This window comes from Mesorhizobium sp. M0437 (assembly GCF_040321335.1).
GTDB lineage: Bacteria > Pseudomonadota > Alphaproteobacteria > Rhizobiales > Rhizobiaceae > Mesorhizobium.
The window spans coordinates 12,473-30,587 of the sequence record NZ_JAMYRK010000067.1; the positions used below are offsets into that span (position 1 = coordinate 12,473).

General features: G+C 61.8%; 23 protein-coding genes. 13 read left to right on the forward strand and 10 right to left on the reverse strand.

Annotated elements, in window-relative coordinates; translation table 11 throughout:
- Window positions 1–54 precede the first annotated feature (54 nt).
- Complete coding sequence (locus tag NKI72_RS28440; RefSeq protein ID WP_023674396.1) at window positions 55–462, reverse strand: hypothetical protein; 408 nt, start codon at window positions 460–462, stop codon at window positions 55–57.
- A 117-nt stretch (window positions 463–579) separates the two neighbouring features.
- On the opposite strand from NKI72_RS28440, the gene NKI72_RS28445 reads away from it, so the two are divergent.
- The 3 genes from NKI72_RS28445 (at window position 580) to NKI72_RS28455 (ending at window position 1,782) form a co-directional block, all read left to right on the forward strand.
- Window positions 580–1,005, forward strand: a complete 426-nt coding sequence (locus NKI72_RS28445; protein WP_352473629.1) for a MarR family winged helix-turn-helix transcriptional regulator — start codon at window positions 580–582, stop codon at window positions 1,003–1,005.
- A gap of 79 nt (window positions 1,006–1,084) precedes the next feature.
- Window positions 1,085–1,327, forward strand: a complete 243-nt coding sequence (locus NKI72_RS28450) for a type II toxin-antitoxin system Phd/YefM family antitoxin (protein ID WP_352473667.1) — start codon at window positions 1,085–1,087, stop codon at window positions 1,325–1,327.
- Window positions 1,328–1,344: 17 nt separating this feature from the next.
- The gene (locus NKI72_RS28455) at window positions 1,345–1,782 is read left to right on the forward strand and encodes a type II toxin-antitoxin system VapC family toxin (protein WP_352851475.1); all 438 of its coding nucleotides are present in this window, start codon (window positions 1,345–1,347) and stop codon (window positions 1,780–1,782) included.
- Between the two features lie 11 nt (window positions 1,783–1,793).
- Here the strand turns inward: NKI72_RS28455 and NKI72_RS28460 are convergent, their stop codons facing one another.
- On the reverse strand, window positions 1,794–3,866 hold the full coding sequence (locus NKI72_RS28460) for a putative bifunctional diguanylate cyclase/phosphodiesterase (protein ID WP_352851476.1): 2,073 nt from the start codon (window positions 3,864–3,866) through the stop codon (window positions 1,794–1,796).
- Window positions 3,867–4,131: 265 nt separating this feature from the next.
- Between NKI72_RS28460 and NKI72_RS28465 the strand changes: the two genes are divergently transcribed.
- The 3 genes from NKI72_RS28465 to NKI72_RS28475 are packed head-to-tail and all read left to right on the forward strand — an operon-like array spanning window position 4,132 to window position 6,806.
- Window positions 4,132–5,319, forward strand: a complete 1,188-nt coding sequence (locus NKI72_RS28465; protein WP_352836566.1) for a glycine C-acetyltransferase — start codon at window positions 4,132–4,134, stop codon at window positions 5,317–5,319.
- A gap of 48 nt (window positions 5,320–5,367) precedes the next feature.
- A complete protein-coding gene (tdh, locus tag NKI72_RS28470; RefSeq protein ID WP_352836563.1) occupies window positions 5,368–6,402 on the forward strand; it encodes an L-threonine 3-dehydrogenase in 1,035 nt (344 codons plus the stop codon).
- Window positions 6,399–6,806, forward strand: a complete 408-nt coding sequence (locus NKI72_RS28475) for a hypothetical protein (protein WP_352836560.1) — start codon at window positions 6,399–6,401, stop codon at window positions 6,804–6,806. Before tdh ends, NKI72_RS28475 begins: the two co-directional genes overlap by 4 nt.
- 27 nt (window positions 6,807–6,833) lie before the next feature.
- Here NKI72_RS28475 and NKI72_RS28480 read toward each other — a convergent pair whose 3' ends face one another.
- The gene (locus NKI72_RS28480; protein WP_352836585.1) at window positions 6,834–7,292 is read right to left on the reverse strand and encodes a MarR family winged helix-turn-helix transcriptional regulator; all 459 of its coding nucleotides are present in this window, start codon (window positions 7,290–7,292) and stop codon (window positions 6,834–6,836) included.
- Window positions 7,293–7,446: 154 nt separating this feature from the next.
- Between NKI72_RS28480 and hmgA the strand changes: the two genes are divergently transcribed.
- From hmgA to NKI72_RS28505, 5 genes are read left to right on the forward strand one after another with little or no spacing between them, the layout of a single operon-like run.
- On the forward strand, window positions 7,447–8,760 hold the full coding sequence (gene hmgA / locus NKI72_RS28485; RefSeq protein WP_352501450.1) for a homogentisate 1,2-dioxygenase: 1,314 nt from the start codon (window positions 7,447–7,449) through the stop codon (window positions 8,758–8,760).
- A 10-nt stretch (window positions 8,761–8,770) separates the two neighbouring features.
- Window positions 8,771–9,658 carry an MBL fold metallo-hydrolase gene (locus NKI72_RS28490; protein WP_352851477.1) on the forward strand — a complete coding sequence of 296 codons (888 nt, stop codon included), beginning with the start codon at window positions 8,771–8,773 and terminating at the stop codon, window positions 9,656–9,658.
- Window positions 9,655–10,677, forward strand: coding sequence for a fumarylacetoacetate hydrolase family protein (locus NKI72_RS28495; RefSeq protein WP_352682140.1), 1,023 nt, complete (start codon window positions 9,655–9,657; stop codon window positions 10,675–10,677). Before NKI72_RS28490 ends, NKI72_RS28495 begins: the two co-directional genes overlap by 4 nt.
- Entirely contained in the window at window positions 10,674–10,967 is a 294-nt protein-coding gene (locus tag NKI72_RS28500) for a hypothetical protein (RefSeq protein ID WP_352617748.1), read from the forward strand. The genes NKI72_RS28495 and NKI72_RS28500 overlap by 4 nt, the downstream gene beginning before the upstream one ends.
- Before the next feature lie 4 nt (window positions 10,968–10,971).
- Window positions 10,972–11,526, forward strand: coding sequence for a DinB family protein (locus tag NKI72_RS28505; protein ID WP_352836557.1), 555 nt, complete (start codon window positions 10,972–10,974; stop codon window positions 11,524–11,526).
- On the opposite strand, the gene NKI72_RS28510 is transcribed toward NKI72_RS28505, so the two are convergent.
- The 3 genes from NKI72_RS28510 to hppD all read right to left on the reverse strand — a co-directional run bounded on the left by NKI72_RS28510 (window position 11,527) and on the right by hppD (window position 13,310).
- Window positions 11,527–11,904 (reverse strand): type II toxin-antitoxin system VapC family toxin, encoded by a 378-nt coding sequence (locus NKI72_RS28510; RefSeq protein WP_352542356.1) that lies wholly within the window; start codon window positions 11,902–11,904, stop codon window positions 11,527–11,529.
- Window positions 11,901–12,125 (reverse strand): type II toxin-antitoxin system Phd/YefM family antitoxin, encoded by a 225-nt coding sequence (locus tag NKI72_RS28515; protein WP_352473643.1) that lies wholly within the window; start codon window positions 12,123–12,125, stop codon window positions 11,901–11,903. Before NKI72_RS28515 ends, NKI72_RS28510 begins: the two co-directional genes overlap by 4 nt.
- Window positions 12,126–12,194: 69 nt before the next feature.
- Window positions 12,195–13,310, reverse strand: coding sequence for a 4-hydroxyphenylpyruvate dioxygenase (hppD, locus tag NKI72_RS28520; protein WP_352836556.1), 1,116 nt, complete (start codon window positions 13,308–13,310; stop codon window positions 12,195–12,197).
- 139 nt (window positions 13,311–13,449) lie between these two features.
- Between hppD and NKI72_RS28525 the strand changes: the two genes are divergently transcribed.
- Window positions 13,450–13,917, forward strand: coding sequence for an Lrp/AsnC family transcriptional regulator (locus NKI72_RS28525; protein ID WP_023674409.1), 468 nt, complete (start codon window positions 13,450–13,452; stop codon window positions 13,915–13,917).
- 262 nt (window positions 13,918–14,179) lie between these two features.
- On the opposite strand, the gene NKI72_RS28530 is transcribed toward NKI72_RS28525, so the two are convergent.
- The 4 genes from NKI72_RS28530 to aztA all read right to left on the reverse strand — a co-directional run bounded on the left by NKI72_RS28530 (window position 14,180) and on the right by aztA (window position 17,293).
- Window positions 14,180–14,518 carry a protein tyrosine phosphatase family protein gene (locus tag NKI72_RS28530; RefSeq protein ID WP_352836553.1) on the reverse strand — a complete coding sequence of 113 codons (339 nt, stop codon included), beginning with the start codon at window positions 14,516–14,518 and terminating at the stop codon, window positions 14,180–14,182.
- A 123-nt stretch (window positions 14,519–14,641) separates the two neighbouring features.
- Window positions 14,642–15,583, reverse strand: coding sequence for a zinc ABC transporter substrate-binding protein AztC (gene aztC / locus NKI72_RS28535; protein ID WP_352836550.1), 942 nt, complete (start codon window positions 15,581–15,583; stop codon window positions 14,642–14,644).
- A 22-nt stretch (window positions 15,584–15,605) separates the two neighbouring features.
- Window positions 15,606–16,481: a zinc ABC transporter permease AztB gene (aztB, locus tag NKI72_RS28540; protein WP_352542391.1), complete on the reverse strand. Its 876-nt coding sequence runs from the start codon at window positions 16,479–16,481 to the stop codon at window positions 15,606–15,608.
- Window positions 16,481–17,293, reverse strand: a complete 813-nt coding sequence (gene aztA / locus NKI72_RS28545) for a zinc ABC transporter ATP-binding protein AztA (RefSeq protein ID WP_352836547.1) — start codon at window positions 17,291–17,293, stop codon at window positions 16,481–16,483. Before aztA ends, aztB begins: the two co-directional genes overlap by 1 nt.
- A gap of 224 nt (window positions 17,294–17,517) precedes the next feature.
- On the opposite strand from aztA, the gene NKI72_RS28550 reads away from it, so the two are divergent.
- Entirely contained in the window at window positions 17,518–17,862 is a 345-nt protein-coding gene (locus NKI72_RS28550; protein ID WP_352836545.1) for a RidA family protein, read from the forward strand.
- Window positions 17,863–18,115 lie beyond the last annotated feature (253 nt).

Genomic DNA, 18,115 nt, shown 5'->3' on the forward strand with positions numbered 1-18,115 from the left:
CACGCCGCCGGCCATCGCCGGGCACCGTACGATCTTGCGATTGCGGCAGGACGTTCAAAACATCCTGGCGGTGGCCATGCAGAACACGGTGATGACCAGCAGGCCGCCGGCGATGCGTTCGCCCTTTGTCATCTTGGCGCGCAACTGGGTTTGCTTCGCCGCATCAGCGCCGGCCAACTGCCTGCTGGCGGAACCCACCAGCGCGCCCTGAACCCCGGCGGCGATTAACGCCGTCAAGATGCCGAGCGCCAAGACCTTCTCCATCGAGCCGAAAGAGCCGTTGTGGAAGAAATACCACAGCAGCAAGCCGGTGAGGAAAACCACGCCGGCTGCGCCCATTTGCGGCCGGAAGAAACGTTCCGCCCTGATCTCCGGTTCGCGGGCGACCGCGATGGTGGTGCCGGCCCAGAACACGCCCGCCATGACGTGAAGGCCGAGGACGATGATGTAGACATATTGCATGACCGCATTTCCTCTCTTGCCCACCGCCAGGCATATCGATAGATATCAAATTATTAGATGTCAACGCATAAGCTCGAGCCGGTTCCATAGGCTTTGCCCTTGTTCTAGTGTCGGATCATGACGCCCTTTGACCGCCCGCCGATCGGGATGAATCTCGCGCGCACCGCCAAGCTGGTTGCGCAGGCTTTCGACGCTGCCTTGGTCGAGGCAGGCGGCACGCTGCCGGTCTGGGTCACGTTGCTGTCGGTCAAGTCGCGGGAGCTGGCCAATCAACGCGAGCTCGCCGGCATGATCGGCATCCGGGGCGCAACGCTGACCCACCACCTCAACGCCATGGAGACGCAAGGCCTGCTGATGCGCCGCCGCGATCCCGAGAACCGCCGGGTTCACCAGGTGGAGCTGACCCAAGCCGGAGAAGCGCTGTTCCTGCAATTGCGCACCGCCGCGTTAGCCTTCGACAAGCGGCTGCGGAAAGGACTGTCCGACGACAGGCTGGCAGAGTTTGCACAGGTGCTGGCCGCGTTGCGGGCCAATGTCAGTTGATACCGATTGGACCGCAACCCTTGTTCCAAGCCGTCTGCAATGTTATATGACCATGGTAGTCATATGCGAGGGTGGCAACATGCGCGAAATTCAGTTGAAAGACGCCAAGGCGACGCTTTCGGCAGTCGTCGATCAGGCAGTTGCAGGAGAGCCTGCCATTATCACACGCCACGGTCGGAAGCAGGCCGTCATCCTGTCGTTCGAAGATTATCAGCGGCTGTCTCGGGTGCCGAGCTTCGGGCGGCTGCTGGCGGCTTTTCCCGGGGACAAGGACGACATTCCGCCTCGTTCCCGTAAGCCAGCTCGCAAGGTTGCGTTGTAGCGCGGCGACCAGCCCTGATGTTTCTGCTGGACACCAACATCATCTCGGCAATGGCTCCAGCCAGGAAGGTTGATCGGGCGGCGCTGATGGCATGGCTCGATATGGCGAGCGAATACCTGTTCCTATCCGTTGTGACTGCGTCCGAAATCGCGGCGGGGATAGCGAAGGCGGTGCGCGACGGCGCGACCACAAAGGCCGCGCTGCTACGCGACTGGTGGCAGGCAGTCGAGCACCTTTACGGGGCAAGGATTCTGCCCTTCGATTTGCGAGCCGCGCATGCCGCGGGTTCTATTCTTGATCGCGCAAGGGCTCATCGGCCGGGATTTGAAGATATAGCGATTGCTGCTACGGCCGAGGTTCACGGCCTGGTGATACTGACGGATAACGAGCGTCATTTCGCACCACTTGGGGTGCCGATGCTCAATCCGCTGAGAAACCTGCCGCCATTGCAGTAGTTCCGACTTTCCTACGCCCGGCAGCCCTGCAGCACCGTCAGCCTGGCCTTCTTGGGCGTTCGCGCCACCAGCCATTCGCGCACGCTGTCCGGCGGCATCGGGAAAGCGATGGAATAGCCTTGCACCTGGTCGCAGCCGATCGCCATCAGCGAGTCGAGCTCGGCTTCGGTTTCGGCGCCCTCGGCAACGATCGAGATGCCGAGACCGCGGGCGAGCTCGGTGAGGGCACGCACGATCTTGGTGTTGCCGCTGTTCTCGTTGATGTTCTGGACGAACCGGCGGTCGATCTTCAGCCGATCGATCTCGTTTGGATTGACATGGCTGAGCGATGCGTAGCCGGTGCCAAAATCATCGAGCTCGAGATGGATACCGGCGGCGCGAATGTGCCGCAGCTTTGCCGCGATACCGGTCTTCTCGTCGTCGAGGATGACGGATTCGACGATCTCCAGCGACAGTTTGTGCGCTGGCAGGCCAGCCCTCTCCAGCATGTCGAACAGGAAGACTTCGAAATCTGTCTCGCGCAGCTCCGAGCCGGATACATTGACGGCGATCCGTCCGAAGGCGATGCCTGCGCGGTTCCATTCGGCTGCTTCGTCGATCGCCTTGGCGATGACGATGCGGCCGATCTCGGGCATGAGACCGCATTTTTCCGCGATCGGAATGAACTCGCCCGGCGCGATCATGCCGCGCTCGGCATGTCTCCAGCGAACCAGAGCCTCGATGCCGCTGATGGCGCCGTCCGACAGCGAGACTTGCGGCTGGAAATAGACTTCGAACGCCTTCTCCGAGATAGCGGTCCTGATATCGAGCTCGAGCTGCTTGCGATAATCGAGTTCGTGCCTCAGCTCCTCGGAGAAGAACGACAAGCTGCCGCCGCCCTGCTTCTTGGCGGAATACAGCGCCAGATCGGCATGGACGAGCAGATCCTGCGCATTGTCGGCGTCGACAGGGTAGACCGCAATCCCGGCACTTACGCCCGGATGGATTGTCGTGCCTCGAAAGACGATCGGCTTGTTGAGCTTGGTCAGGATGCGCCGGGCGACGGTATCGATGTCCTCGGTGCTGCCGGCACCGTTGAGAATCATGACGAATTCATCGCCGCCGAGCCGCACGTTGAGATCCGACGTACGGCACGAATCACGCATGCGCTGCGCAGCCGCCACCAGCACATAATCGCCGGCGGCGTGGCCGAACGTGTCGTTGATCTGCTTGAACCGGTCGAGATCGAACTGCACCACGGCAACCCGTTCACGCCGTCGCCGCGCGGCATTGATCAGCGTATCGAAATGCTCGGTCAAAAAGGTGCGGTTGTGCAGGCCGGTCAGCCCGTCATGCACGGCGATAAAGGCCATGGAATTGCGCGCATCGACCAGCTCGCGCGTCCTGCGCAGGATGGCATTCGACATTGGCCCGAAAATGAAAAGCGCCACCAGCACGATGACGCCGATGGTCGAGTAGAACAATGTGCGGTTAAGATCGAGAAGTGTTTCGGATCGCTGGTCTGCAAAGGCACTGATGCGCTGGCCAAGTGCGGCATAGCCCGACAATGTTGCGTTGGCAACGGAAGCGTTCAGGTTGACGCGCTCCTCTCCGCCTTTGTAGCCACCATTGCCGGCCATGTTGAGCCGCGATTCGAATGACGAGATCAGGCGTTCGCCGTTGGCGATAAGCCCGACCGAGAAATAGTCGAGATGGTACGGCTTGGCGAAAAGTACGCTCTCGATCGATCTCGGATCGAACCTTGCCGGCGACGCCGGATCGGCGGCGGTCCGTTCGAGCAGCAGATCGTAGTTCTCCTCGAACTCCACCGTCGCTTGCTTGAGCGCGCTAACCAGGGCCGGCTGCTGGTCGCGTGAGGCGGTACCGGTCGCGCCGGCAAGGAAGACGATGCGCTGCGATAGGGCTTTTTGTGTGCTGACCACATCGAGCAGTGCCTGGTTGTGCTGCTGGGCCGCCATCATCTGCTGCAGCAGGATGAAGGAGGCCACGACCATGGCGGCGATGATCAGCAGAGCCAGCCAGTAGCCGGATTTGATCAGGAGTATGAGCCTGCCCGAAACGGCGTGCACCGGCTGCTGTGACATTTTCTGAGGCGGCCCTCTCGCCAACGAATTCTTGTGCGACAACCTTTGGCTTCAAAGTGTTAACAGGTTTGGGACGTCAGCATGCCGGCGGCGGCGACCGTGGCGGGAAACCCGCAAAGTGGTTATTGCAATCTTTCGCGGCGCCTCCGCATTTGAACATCGTAGCCTCTGCCGTGCCATTGCCGCCACCGAAGCGGTCGCTTTTGCGATGGATTTTTCGTCCGCGCGGCGCGACAGTCCTCATCGATCTCAACAGGGCCTGATCATGACCGAAGCATTCCTTTCCCACATCGACAGCGAGCTTGAAGGACTGAAATCGGCCGGCCTTTACAAATCCGAACGGGTGATAACCTCGACCCAATCGGCCGAGATCGAGGTCGGCGGCGAGAAGGTGCTGAATTTCTGCGCCAACAATTATCTCGGCCTCGCCGACAGCGCCGAACTGCGCGAGGCGGCCAAGCAGGCGCTCGACCGGTACGGCTACGGCATGGCATCCGTGCGCTTCATCTGCGGCACGCAGGAAGAACACAAGCAGCTCGAGGCGACCATTTCTGACTTCCTCGGCATGGAGGACACCATCCTCTACGGCTCCTGCTTCGACGCCAATGGCGGCCTGTTCGAGACGCTGCTCGGCGAGGAGGATGCGGTCATCTCCGATGCGCTGAACCACGCCTCGATCATCGACGGGGTACGGCTGTCGAAGGCAAAGCGCTTCCGCTACGCCAACAACGACATGGCCGATCTGGAAGCGCGATTGAAAGAGGCGCGCGACTGTCGGTTCCGGCTGATCGCCACCGACGGCGTGTTCTCGATGGATGGCATCATCGCCAATCTGAAAGGCGTCTGCGACCTCGCCGACAAATACGATGCGATGGTCATGGTCGACGACAGCCATGCTGTTGGCTTCGTCGGCAGGAACGGCCGTGGCTCGGCCGAACATTGCGGCGTCGAGGGCAGGGTGGACATCATCACCGGGACGCTCGGCAAGGCATTGGGCGGCGCGTCGGGCGGCTACACATCGGGCAGGAAGCAGGTGGTCGACTGGCTGCGCCAGCGCTCGCGGCCCTATCTGTTCTCCAACACGCTGATGCCGGCGATCGCTGGCGCTTCGATCCGGGTTTTCGAGATGATCCGCAATGGCGATACGTTGCGCCAGCGCCTATATGCCAATGCGGCGCGGTTTCGCTCCGAGATGGGCAAGCTCGGTTTTACTCTGGCCGGCGCCGACCATCCGATCATCCCGGTGATGCTGGGCGACGCGACGCTGGCGCAGGAAGTGGCGGCGCGGATGCTGAAGCGCGGCATCTATGTCATCGGCTTCTCGTTCCCGGTGGTGCCGAAGGGCCAGGCGCGCATCCGCACGCAGATGTCGGCCGCCCATTCCGGCGCCGACATCGAACGCGCGGTTGAGGCGTTCGCCGCAGTCGGTCGCGAACTCGGCGTGATTTCCTGAGCGGCCGGATCAAGAGATTCAAGCGACTAAGGTTCTGGGGACAAAAGAATGTCAAACATGATGAAGGCGCTGGTCAAGGCCAAGGCCGAGCCGGGCATCTGGATGGAAGAAGTGCCGGTGCCGGAAATCGGCCCGAACGACGTGCTGATCAAGATCAGGAAGACCGCGATCTGCGGCACCGACGTCCACATTTATAATTGGGACCAGTGGGCGCAGAAGACCGTGCCGGTGCCGATGGTGACCGGTCACGAGTTTGTCGGCACCGTCGCCGATTTCGGCGCGGCGGTGACCGAGTACAAGATCGGTCAGCGTGTTTCGGGCGAGGGCCATATCGTCTGCGGCCATTGCCGCAACTGCCGGGCGGGCAGGGGGCATCTGTGCCGCAACACGCTCGGCGTCGGCGTCAACCGGCCGGGCGCCTTTGGCGAATACCTTGCGATCCCGCAGCACAATGTCGTGCCCATCCCCGACGATGTGCCGGACGAGATCGCGGCAATTTTCGATCCTTTGGGCAATGCGGTTCACACCGCATTGTCCTTTGATCTCGTCGGCGAGGACGTGCTGGTCACCGGCGCCGGGCCGATCGGCATCATGGGTGCACTGGTGGCGCAGTGCGTTGGCGCGCGAAAAGTGGTCATCACCGACATCAACCCGGTGCGCCTGGCACTGGCGAAAAAGCTCGGCGTCCAGCATGTCGTCGATGCGTCGAAGGAAAAGCTGCGCGACGTGATGCCGGCGCTCGGCATGACCGAGGGTTTTGACGTCGGCCTCGAAATGTCGGGTGCCGCACCTGCCTTCCGCGACATGATCGACACCATGAACAACGGCGGCAAGATCGCCATTCTCGGCATCGCGCCGACCGGCTTCGAGATCGACTGGAACAAGGTCATCTTCAAGATGCTGCATCTGAAAGGCATCTACGGCCGCGAGATGTTCGAGACCTGGTACAAGATGATCGCGCTGGTGCAGGGTCCTCTCGACGTCAGCGGCCTGATCACCCACCGCATCGGCATCGACGACTATATTTCCGGCTTCGAAGCGATGAAGAGCGGCAATTCCGGCAAGGTGGTGATGGACTGGTGACACCACTGTCTTTCCGACACCTGAACCTGGATTGGAACGCTGAGCCCAACGCTCCGAATGTAGAACTAACCGTTGAGGATAAAACGGTTCAGCTTACCTTTCTGTTGGACTCATGGGACTGTGAGGCCAGCAAGGGAGAGACAGGAACCCTTCGTTTCATCGGTTGCAGTCGTTGGCGATGGGACTCCACAAATGATCACGCCTGGTTCTCAGGTAAAGGCCTTTACAGCAAGCAGGCTCCCAAATGGGGCGAGTTCTACGAGGTGATCGGCGATAGCCGGTCAATCAGCGAAAACGATTGGGAAATTCTGGCGCAAGATGGACCTAACTCGCGGCGTTTCCTGTTTTATTTTCGCGACGACACGATCGAAGTTGTTGCTGAACATTGGTTGCTTACTCGATAAATGCCAAGCACTGGCTAGCCCCTTCGTTCAAGACGATTCGACCCCAACCTCGGCTCGTCCCAAACGACTCTCCAGAGCGGCTAATGCTGCCTCAATTGCCGCGCGGTCGCTATTCCTCAGTTTCTCCAGCAGCTCCCGCTCGAACTCCTTCGCCAGCGGCACCATTTCGCGATAGGCGGCAAGCCCCGCTTTGGTCAGCGTCAGATGCTCGACGCGACGGTCTTTCTCGTCTGGCGTGCGGGTCAGCCAGCGGCGCCGCTCAAGCTCGGCCACCGCGCGCGAAACCTTGGTCTTGTGCATGGCCGATTGCTCGCCGAGCGCCGTCGCCGTCATCGTGCCGTGCTGTCCAAGTCCCGCAAGCGTGCGCCATTCGGGCCGGGTCAGGCCGTGGCGGTCCTTGTATATCCTTGAGAATTCGCGGCTGACGGCATCGGCAAGCCGATAGAGCCGGTAAGGCAGGAAGGATTCCAGCTCGAGAATTTCCATGGTTGGCCCTGACTGGGCATGCTGGCGGCTCATGCCGAAATCACCGTTGATGGTTACATTTTCAATGGTTACAAATGAAACCGGTATGGTCAACTCGGAGCATCTTTGCGGATGCGCAAACGATGCTCCGAGACCATGAATTCGGGAGGATTCCATGGCCTATTCCTACATGCCGGGTTTCGGCAACGACTTCGAGACCGAGACTCTGCCGGGCTCGCTGCCGCAAGGGCGAAACTCGCCGCAGCGGCCGGCCTACGGCCTCTATGCCGAGCAGCTTTCGGGCTCTCCTTTCACCGCGCCGCGCGGCACCAATGAGCGCTCCTGGCTTTATCGGATAAGGCCGAGCGTCAGGCACACCGGTCGCTTCAAAGCGGCGAATTATCCGCTTTGGAAAAGCGCGCCGAACGTCGGCGACCATCAGCTCGCACTCGGCCAGTATCGCTGGAGCCCCGTGCCGATGCCGAAGGAACCGACCGATTTCATCGCCGGCATGCGCTCGATCACCACCGCCGGCGACGTGCTCGGCCAGACCGGCATGGCGGCACACGTCTATGTCGCCAATCGCTCGATGGTCGACGATCATTTCTTCAACGCCGACGGCGAGTTGCTGGTCGTGCCCCAGGTTGGAGCCTTGCGCTTCGTCACCGAGATGGGTGTTATCGAACTCAGGCCGGGCGAGATTGCCGTGCTGCCGCGCGGCCTGGTGTTCAAGGTCGAACTGGTCGATCCGCAAGTGCGCGGCTATGTCTGCGAAAATTACGGCGCCAAGCTGACGCTGCCGGATCGCGGCCCGATCGGCGCCAATTGCCTGGCCAATCCGCGCGATTTCAAGACGCCCTGCGCCTGGTTCGAGGACAAGGACACGCCCTGTCGGCTGATCGCGAAATGGTGTGGCCAGTTCCATGTCACCGAAATCGACCATTCGCCGCTGGATGTGGTGGCGTGGCACGGCAATTATTCGCCCTACAAATATGATCTTGCGACCTTTTCGCCGGTCGGTGCGATCCTGTTCGACCACCCCGATCCGTCGATCTTCACCGTGCTGACCGCGCCGAGCGGCGAGGAAGGCACCGCCAATATCGATTTCGTCATCTTCCCGCCGCGCTGGCTTGTGGCGGAAAACACTTTCCGCCCGCCCTGGTATCACCGCAACATCATGAGCGAGTTCATGGGCCTGATTCATGGTCAGTACGATGCCAAGGAAGAGGGCTTCGTGCCCGGCGGCATCAGCCTGCACAACATGATGCTGGCTCACGGACCCGATGCGTCTGGCTTCGAAAAAGCCTCGCGAGCGGAGCTGAAACCGGTCAAGCTCGACAACACCATGGCCTTCATGTTCGAGACGCGCTTTCCGCAGATGGTGACCCGCTATGGCGCCGAGCTCGAAACCCGGCAGGACAACTACATCGACTGCTGGGCCGGCCTGAAGAAGCGCTTCAACGGCACGCCAGAGGGCGACTGGTCTTGAGCGCCGTCGTATGACGGATCGTCTGGTGCTTCTGGGTTCGAAGGGTGGCCCGGCGCTGCGGCCGGGCGGCCCGTGGCCGAGTTCGTCGCTGCTGGAGATTGGCGGCCGCACCATCGTCGTCGATTGCGGGCTGGGCGTAACGCGCGGGCTGACCGATGCCGGCATCAGCCTGAAGGCGCTCGACCTGATCTTCATCACGCATTTGCACTCCGACCATGTTCTGGAACTCGGACCTCTCATCCACACCGCCTGGACCGCCGGCCTGGCGGCGCCCGTCACTTTGTTCGGCCCGCCCGGCATCGGCCATTATTGGCAGCGCTTTTGCCAGGCAATGGAATTCGATATCGAGATCCGCATCGCCGATGAAGGCAGGCCGGATCTCCGCGACCAGGTTTCGATCGTCGAATTTGGTGAAGGCCAGGTGGCCGAAGAGCGCGGTCTCAAAATATCGGCGCTGCGCGTCGACCACCCGCCGGTGACGGATTGCTTTGCGCTGCGCTTCGATCATGCGGGGCAAGGCGTCGTCTTTTCGTCGGATACGGCCTTCTTTCCGCCATTGGCGGATTTCGCCGAGGGCGCCGACGTCCTGGTCCACGAGGCCATGCTGGAAAAGGGTATCGAGCGGCTGGTCGCGAAGACCGGCAACGGCGCAAGGCTGAGGGAACACCTGCTTGCCAGCCACAGCTTTGCCGAGGAAGCGGGCCGCATCGCCAGCGAGGCAGGCGTCAAAAGACTGGTCCTCAACCACCTCATTCCCGCCGACGATCCCGAGATCGGCGAGGCCGACTGGATTGCCGCCGTCAGGAAAACATGGGCCGGCGACTTGACGATCGCCCGCGACGGCCTTGTTGTGGAATTAAGCAGCGCCAAAGCTGCGCCAGGAGAGGAAACCGCATGAAGCTTGCCACATTGAAGGACGGGACGCGCGATGGAAAGCTCGTCGTCGTCTCGCGCGACCTGACGCGGTTTACCGATGCTTCGTTCCTGGTGCGCACGCTGCAGGCCGCGCTCGACGACTGGCATCGCATCGCCCCGCATCTCGCTGCCATGGCGGAATCGTTGGAAAACAATGCGGTACCGTCCGCGCGCTTTCACGAGCACGACGCCCATTCGCCGCTGCCGCGCGCCTACCAATGGGCCGACGGCTCGGCCTATGTGAACCATGTCGAGCTGGTGCGAAAGGCGCGCGGTGCCGAGATGCCGGCAAGCTTCTGGACCGATCCGCTGATCTACCAGGGCGGCTCGGACGCTTTCCTCGCACCGCGCGACCCGATCCGCATGGTCGACGACACCCTTGGCATCGACATGGAAGGAGAGGTCGCCGTCATCGTCGACGATGTGCCGATGGGCGCAAGCCTCGATGAGGCGCGGGCGGCGATCCGGCTGGTCATGCTGGTCAACGATGTAACGCTGCGCGGCCTGACCGGACCCGAGCTCGCCAAGGGGTTCGGCTTCTACCAGTCGAAACCGTCATCTGCCTTTTCGCCGGTTGCGGTGACGCCGGACGAGCTGGGCGATGCCTGGGACGGCGGCAAGGTCAGCCTGCCGCTGCTGGTCGATCTCAACGGCAAGCCGTTCGGCCGGGCGAACGCCGGCATCGACATGACCTTCGACTTTCCGGCGCTGATTGTTCACGCCGCAAAAACGCGGCCGCTGGCCACCGGCACCATCGTCGGTTCGGGCACCGTCTCCAACAAGCTCGACGGCGGGCCGGGCAAGCCTGTCTCGGCGGGCGGCGCCGGCTATTCCTGCGTCGCCGAGCTGCGTATGATCGAGACCATCGAAACCGGCGAACCGAAAACGCCGTTCCTGCGCTTTGGCGATAGCGTGCGCATCGAGATGAAGGACAGGGGTGGGCATTCGATCTTCGGCGCCATCGAGCAGAGGGTCGAGAAGTACGAGGGGGCAAGAGAATGACGGGCGAGACATTCTATCTGCTGTGCGGTGTCTGGGCCCTTGTCATGCTGGCGATCTTCATCCTGGCGATCCGCCTGAGCTATCGCATCGAGGCGCGCTCGCCAGGCCTGACCAACCGCAGCGGCTTTCCGCGCAAGGCGATGATGTTTCACACCGTCACCAACACGAATGTCGCGCTGGACCAGGAAACGCAAGCCATGCGGCGGCACATGATCGGGCTGCTGCTGATTGTTTTGGCTGGGTTTGCGCTTCTATGGGCGGGTGTGTCGCTATTCCGGGTCGCGCCGTGAAGTCATGGACCTGCTGAACCATTTTCGGCGCATGGCAGCCAACAATCTGTGGTCGAACGACCGGCTCTACCGCGCCGTGCTGCAGTTTGAGCCCGGCGAATTCGAAGCCGAACGGACGAGCTTCTTTCCGTCGATCAAGGCAACGCTCAATCACATCCTGGCGGTCGATCACCTCTATCTCGATTTTCTCGAAGAGGGCGGCGTCGGCGCCGCCGCCCATGACGATTTTGTGCCGTTCAATGATGCCAAGGCGCTTTTTGTTGCACAGGCGGAGGCCGACCGGCGGCTGATCGCCTTTTGCGACCGCCTGTCGGCGGACGATCTCGAGCGCCGCGTCGTCACCGATCGGCGCGAGGACGGCATGGTACCGGAACGGATCGGCGACCTGCTCGCCCATCTCTTCATCCACGACATCCATCATCGCGGCCAGGTGCACGCGATGCTATCCGGCACCTCGGTGAAACCGCCGCAACTCGACGAGTTCTTGCTCGGCTATGATCTGAAACTCAGGAAAGCGGAGGTTGAGCGGTTGGGCTTGCGAGACCAACTGCTTGGATAATCATGCCAAAGCCACATCGTAACGAGCGAAATGCGGGTCGGATGTCAGGATGGTGAGGTTCTCCACTTGCGCCTGCGCAATCAGAAGTCTGTCGAACGGATCACCATGGTGGTGGGGTAGGCCGCCGACGGCGTTCGCGTGCTGGAAGGTTACGGCGAGCGGCTGAAATTGCATCCTTGGAAGCAGCGCTGGCAGATCGTCCGGCGCATTAAGTTTTCTGATCGAACGTTTGATGGCAATTTCCCAGACGCTTGCCGCGCTCGCGAACACCACCGCTTCCGAAGCCAGAATGACGCGGTGGTGCTCGCTAAGACGTCGATCGTCCGAAATCGACCAGAGGATGATGTGTGTGTCGGCGAGAAACGGGCCGACCGTCATTTCACGTACTCATCCCACTCGGGACCGAGTTCATCAAAATCGTCCGCAATCCAGATCTTGCCCTTCAACGCGCCTATACGCGGCAGGGGTTCGGCCACTGCCGGAGGTACGATACGCGCCGCCGCCTTGCCGTGGCGTGTGAGCACGATCTCCTCGCCGGCTTCCGCGCGGCTGACGAGTTCCGACAATTTGGCCTTGGCTTCGGCAATTGAAACATTCATGGTCAGACCTCTTATGACCAGAATTTAGGTCATAATTGATCAAACCACAAGGCACCTCGGCCGAGTTGGCTACGCTGCCTTGCCGTCCACCTTCAGCACGCCGCGCTTGATCTGGTCCTGCTCGATCGATTCGAACAAGGCGCGGAAATTGCCCTCGCCAAAGCCTTCGTCGCCCTTCCTCTGGATGAACTCGAAGAAGATCGGGCCGATCACTGTCCTGGAAAAGATCTGCAGCAGGATCTTGGTCGTGCCGCCGTCGACGACGCCTTCGCCGTCGATCAGGATACCGTGCTTCTTCATGCGCTCGATCGGCTCTTCATGGCCGTTCACGCGGGCATAAGACATGTCGTAATAGGTCTCCGGCGGGCCCGGCATGAACTTCAGGCCGTTGGCGGCGAGCCTGTCGGTGCCGCCGTAGATGTCGTCGGTGCCGACGGCGATGTGCTGGATGCCCTCGCCATTATACTTCTTCAGATATTCGGCGATCTGGCTGGTCTCGTCCTTGGACTCGTTCAGCGGAATGCGGATCTTGCCGCAGGGCGAGGTGATGGCGCGGCTGACCAGGCCGGTGATCTTGCCGTCGATGTCGAAGAAATGGATCTGCTTGAAGCCGAACAGGTCTCGGTAGAAATCCCACCATTTGTCCATCTGGCCGCGATAGACATTGTGGGTCAGGTGGTCGAGATAATAGAAGCCGACGCCTTCCGGCCTGGGGTCGCGCTCGCCCAGCCAGTCGAACTCGGCGTCGTAAGCCGAGCCCTTCTCGCCGTAGGTTTCGATGAAATAGAGCAGCGATCCGCCGATACCGACGATCGCCGGCACGTCGAGCGTCTTGTCGTTGCCTTCATAGGGCGTCGCGCCCTTGGCCACCGCGTGATCGAAGGCATGCCTTGCATCGACCACCCGCCACGCCATCGAGGCGGCGCAAGGGCCGTGCTTGTCGACGAATTTCATGGCATGCGAGCCGGGTTCGGCATTGACGACATAGTTGATGTCGCCCTGCCGCCAGACGGTGATGTCCTTGCCGCGGTGCTTGGCCACCGGCACATAGCCCATGCGGGTGAACAGTTCGGCGAGCTTTTCCGGCTCGGCATGCGCGAATTCGACGAACTCGAAGCCGTCGGTGCCGGCGGGATTGGTTTTGCTGATCTTGGCGGGCGGTGCGTCGTGCGGGAAGGGACCCATGGCATTGCTCCGAAATCTGGAACTGGCCGCGTCGGCCATCTGGACGCAATTATAGCGCGGAGCGAGTGCAAATTGCTTGCATTCAAACGCTTGAAATGGTCTGATCATGCGCGAGTTGTGCACTGCGGACCCGAAATTCATGGATGAGGCGCGCATCGACCAGTTTGACCGCAAGATAATGGCTCTATTGCAGGGCGATGCACGGCTGACCAACAACGATCTGTCGGAACGGGTGAACCTGTCCGCGTCGCAGTGCTCGCGTCGTCGCCAGCGGCTGGAGGAGGACGGCTATATCAAGGGTTACCGGGCGGTGCTCGACCGCGACAAGCTCGGTTTTTCCCTGGTCAACGTCATTTCGGTGACGCTCGCCACCCACAACCGCGACAATGCGCGGCGTTTCGGCGAATTGGTGGCGCGGCTGCCGCAAGTGCAGGAAGCGCACGCGCTGACCGGCGAGATGGACTACATATTGAAAGTCGTGACGCCCGATCTCAAATCATTGTCGGAGTTCGTCAACGGCGTGCTGCTGCCGCACGAATCGGTGCAGCACGTGAAGACGGCGATCGTGCTTGAGACATTGAAGGAAACCGGCGCGCTGCCGATTTAGCCCAGACGGCTTTTCGTTAGATATGGCGGAGGGACAGCACCCAGGACAGCACCCCCCTCTGGCCTGCCGGCCATCTCCCCCTCAAGTGGGGAGATTGGCAGCTCTGACCTCGCTGCCCACTCCGCAACGCTGAAAATTGGCGAAAGCCAACGCGACATCCAATCTCCCCACTTGAGGGGGAGATGTCCGGCAGGACAGAGGGGGGTGTGAAGGATCGCCACAGTGCGGAACTTGACTTCTTCCGCTCGGAACGTGAGGCCGTTCACCCCTTCGACTGCTTGATAAGCCCATAGAGATTGGTGCAGCGGGCGCCGGAGCGGCAATAGGCGAAGACCGGGCCTTCGAGTTCGTCAAGCGCCTCGGCCTGGTCCTCGACATCCTCGGCCGTGATCTGGCCGCTGATGACAGGGATGTAGCGGAAGGCGAGCCCGGCGCCCTCGACCGCCGCTTTGACGGTGTCGGCCGATGGCTGGCCGGGCTGCTCGTCGTCGGGCCGGTTGCAGATCACGCTCTTGAAGCCGGCGGCCTTGATGGTCGCGACATCTTCGGGCTGGATCTGGCCGGAGACCGAATAGTCCTCGCTGATCTGGCGGTATTCCATGGCTGGGGTCCTCACAATCTGGCTAGCGGCAGTCTTGCCACTCCCGGACCCGGTCGGCAACCGCCATTAGATAGAAATCCGGCCGGGCGATTTCAGCCCGACCGGATGGAGTGACTAGACAGCTCAACTGCCGAGGATCGCGCCTTTGATCTGGGCGATGTTGTTGTGCATCAGGTCGATATAGGTCGCGGCCGGGCCGTCGGGCTGCGACAACGCATCGGAATAGAGCGTGCCGCCCACCTTGATGCCGGTCTCGCTGGCGATCTGCTCGATCAGCCGCGGGTTGGTGATGTTCTCGACGAAGATCGCCGCCGCCTTGTCCTGCTTCACCTGGCTGACCAGCTTGGCGACGTCGGCGGCGGAGGGCTCCGACTCGGTCGACACGCCTTCCGGGGCCAGGAACGTCAAGCCGTAGGCCTGCTCGAAATAGCCGAAGGCGTCATGCGAGGTGATGACGACGCGCTTCTCCTGCGGGATCGACTGGATCGCCGCCTGCACTTCGTCCTCAACCGCCTCGAGCTTTTGCGTATAGGCGGCTGCATTGGCCTTGTAGCTGTCGCAACCCGCAGCGTCGGCCGTGCAAAAGGCGTCGGCGATGTTCTTCACATAGATCTTGGCATTGGCGATCGACTGGAAGGCATGCGGATCGGTGACCGTCTTGCCGCCATCGGTTTCCGCGCCTTCGGCGGCGTCGGCCTCGGCGAATTCGGGTTTGAAATTGATCGGCGTGACCCCCTTGGTCAGCACGGCAATCGAAGCCTTGGTGGCGCTGGCGTCGACCAGGCGCTGCAGAAAACCTTCGAAATGCAGGCCGTTGACCAGCACGATGTCGGCCTTGGCCATCGCCACAGCATCGGCGGGGCTCGGCTCGTAGACGTGGGCGTCGCCGTCAGGCCCGACGATGGTGGTCAGATCGATGCGGTCGCCGCCGACATTCTTGGCGAAATCGGCGATGATCGTGAAGCTGGCGACCACCTTCAAAGGCTCAGCGAAGGCCGAAGATGCGCCAAAGGCGGTTAATGTTATAACGCTCACGGCCAAAGCGGCGCGGATCGATTTCAGCATGGACAGTTTCTCCTTGTTGGGATCAGGCAGTTCTGTGGCGGTGATGGACGATGCGGGCGCGCAGGATGCCGCGCGTGCCGAACAGGATCGAGGCGAAATAGACGACCCCTGCGGACAGGATGATGGCCGGGCCGGAGGGCAATGATGCATGGTAGGACAACAGCAGCCCGGCAATGCAGGAGGCAAAGCCGATTACTGTGGCCAGCACGCACATCGGCTCGACGCGCGAGGTCCAGAAGCGGGCCGCCGCTGCCGGCAGCATCATCAGCCCGACCGACAGCAAGGTGCCGAGTGCCTGGAAGCCGCCGACGAGGTTGAGCACGACGAGGCCGAGAAAGATGAAATGCACCGGGCTGCCCATCCGGCTGACCGAGCGCAGGAACAAAGGGTCGAGGCATTCGGCGACCAGCGCCCGCCAGAAGGTGGCGAGGCTGACCAGCGTCACCACGACGATGCCGCCGATCAGCGTCAGCGCCTCGTTGTTGAGCGCCAGCACGGTGCCGAACAGCACATGCATGAGATCGACGCTGGAGCCGCGGATCGACACCATGAGCACGCCGATGGCCAGCGAAATCAGGTAGAAGGCCGCCATCGAGGCGTCCTCGCGCTGGATGGTGAAGCGCGAGACGGCGCCGGCGCCGAGCGCCACGATGATGCCGGCGATCAGTCCGCCGATCGTCATCGGCAGGATCTCCAGGCCATAGAACAGGAAGCCGGCGGCGGCACCCGGCAGGATGGCATGCGCCATGGCATCGCCGGACAGGCTCATGCGCCGCAGCATCAGGAACACGCCGACCGGGCAGGCGCCGAGCGACAGCATCATCGAACCGGCAAGCGCCCGCTGCATGAAGGCGTAGTCGGCGAAAGGAGCGACGAACAGACCGTAAAGCACCTCCATCATGCTGCCCTCGGCCCGGAGCCGTGATAGTGCTCGTGGTCATGGCTGTGCTCGTGGCCACCGTGCTCGTGATCATGCTCGCCGGGCTCACACCATGGCGCGTTGTCCTCCCAGGCTTCGTGGAAGCGGCGCGCGCGCAACAGATTCTCAGGCCGCAGCGTCTCTTTGGTCTCGCCCCAGGCGATCGGCTGGCGCGCCAGGAGCAGTGTTTCGGGGAAATTCTGCCGCACCAGATCGAGATCGTGGACCACAACCATGATCGTGCGTTCCTCGCCGTGCCAGCGCTTGATCAGCGCGATCAGGTCGCCGACCGTCTTGGCATCGACGGCGTTGAACGGCTCGTCGAGCAGGATGAGCTCGGCATCCTGCAACAGCACGCGGGCAAACAGCGTGCGCTGCAGCTGGCCGCCCGACAATGTGTCGATCGGCCGCTTCTCGAAACCGCCTAGGCCGACGGCCATCAGCGCCTTGCTGACCGAGTCGCGGTCTTCCCTTGTATAGCGGCCGAGCATGCCGCGCCGCGGCCACAGGCCAAGCGAAACCAGGTCGACGACCCGGGCCGGAAAGGAGCGGTCGAGCTCCGATTGCTGCGGCAGATAGGCGGCGCGTACGCCGGGCGCCCGGATCACCGTGCCGGCCATCGGCTTCAGGACGCCGACGATGCCCTTCATCAGCGTTGATTTGCCGGAGCCGTTGGCGCCGACGACCGCCGTCAACGACCCCTTGCGGATCGTACCATCGAGGTGGTGGACCGCAGGATGGCTGTTGTAGCCCAGCGTCAGGTCGCGGAAGGTCAGGCAGGTTTGGCTCATGTGACGATCCATGGGGCGACGATCGGTGCTGCAGGGGCGGATTCGATATGTGATGTTATTACATTAGTCAACAAGCCAATCGGGCGGAATTGCGGCCGGGCCGTCATGTTGTCTGCTTTGGCTTGGCTCAAGCGGTTCCGCTCGAGCGGCCTTGCCCGAAACGTATCCCGATCCTAAACAGGCGCAGCCGACAAGAGAAAGCCGGACAAGAGAAGGAATATCCAATGAGCATTCGTCGCATCGATGTGGGCCCGCGCATGAGCCAGATCGTCATCCACGGCAACACCGTCTATCTGGCCGGTCAGGTCGGCAAGCCGGGCGGAAACGTCGGCGCCCAGACCAGGGACATTCTGGCGGCTATCGACGAATTGCTGGCCAAGGCCGGCACCGACAAAACCAAGATCCTGCAGGCGATCATCTGGCTGGCCGACATGAGCACCTTTGCCGAGATGAACGCGGAGTGGGACAAATGGGTACCGCAAGGCAACACGCCGGCCCGCGCCACTGGCGAAGCGAAACTTGCCGGACCGGAATATCTGGTCGAGATTATTGTTACCGGGGCGATTTGAGAGGCGGCTCCTAACCCTCCCCCTCGAGGGGAGGGTCGGCGAGTAGTCGAAGCGAAGCGGAGACTGCGAGACGGGGTGGGGTCGGCGAGGTCGCACCGACCCCACCCCGCGTCACAAAATGCCGCCATGCGGCAATTTGCTCCGCGACCCTCCCCTCAAGGGCAGGGGAATCGCATATGGCGATTTTGGGGTTGAGTTTAGGCTGAGAAAGGATTCTTTGGAGAGGCAGTTGAGCGAAGGAGCGACTGCCATT